At 58.3% G+C, this 619-nt stretch carries 1 protein-coding gene; it reads right to left on the bottom strand.

Translation table 11 applies throughout. The annotated features are described in order from the left end of the window. Window positions 1-32: 32 nt before the first annotated feature. On the bottom strand, window positions 33-506 hold the full coding sequence (locus tag G7B69_RS16645) for an NUDIX hydrolase (protein ID WP_279323182.1): 474 nt from the start codon (window positions 504-506) through the stop codon (window positions 33-35). Window positions 507-619: the final 113 nt, after the last annotated feature.

Genomic DNA, 619 nt, shown 5'->3' with positions numbered 1-619 from the left:
CGACCCATTGCGGACGCTGGAACGAGTGCGCTTCAGTCCAGTATGACCTCTTCGGGTGGCACCGGATAAGGCGCACCATTCATAACGAAATCGCGCATGATCTTGGCCAGCGCTGTCGGAGTGAAAGTTTCGGTAGCGTGCGGCAGTTCGTCTATCCGCCACCATCTGATGTCTGTTGCGAATGCGGCTTCTTGCTCGTCCAACACTGCGGCATCGAACTTGTCGACGTGAACGATCCGGTATTGCTCATGCTGGGAGTATCTTGCTCCTTCCCAGTCGAACGTGTGGTGCCTCAACCAAACCACCGGCCCGATACGATAATCGGCTGAACCAAGCTCCTCATTCAACTCACGCCAAAGGGCCTCCTCGACTGTCTCTTCAGGCTCTATTCCGCCACCCGGCGCGATCCAAAAGACCTTCCCCTCCGGGCTCCTGATGCGGATCAGCAAGACTTCGTTGTCGGGGGTCAACAAGAGGGCCCGAACCGCAGTCCGTTCGATCAGCAAGGCCCTGCCTCCGCTTTACGATCAGTTCGCCAGTTTGCATTGAAGCGGCCTCCCTTGCAACTCTGCCCGCCCGGCTCACCGACTAGCCTCGATGTTCCGTCCGCTAACCACCC

Origin of the sequence: Croceibacterium segetis, from assembly GCF_011320115.1 — a bacterium.
Taxonomy (GTDB): domain Bacteria; phylum Pseudomonadota; class Alphaproteobacteria; order Sphingomonadales; family Sphingomonadaceae; genus Croceibacterium_B; species Croceibacterium_B segetis.
This window is presented reverse-complemented; position numbering and strand designations above follow the sequence as displayed.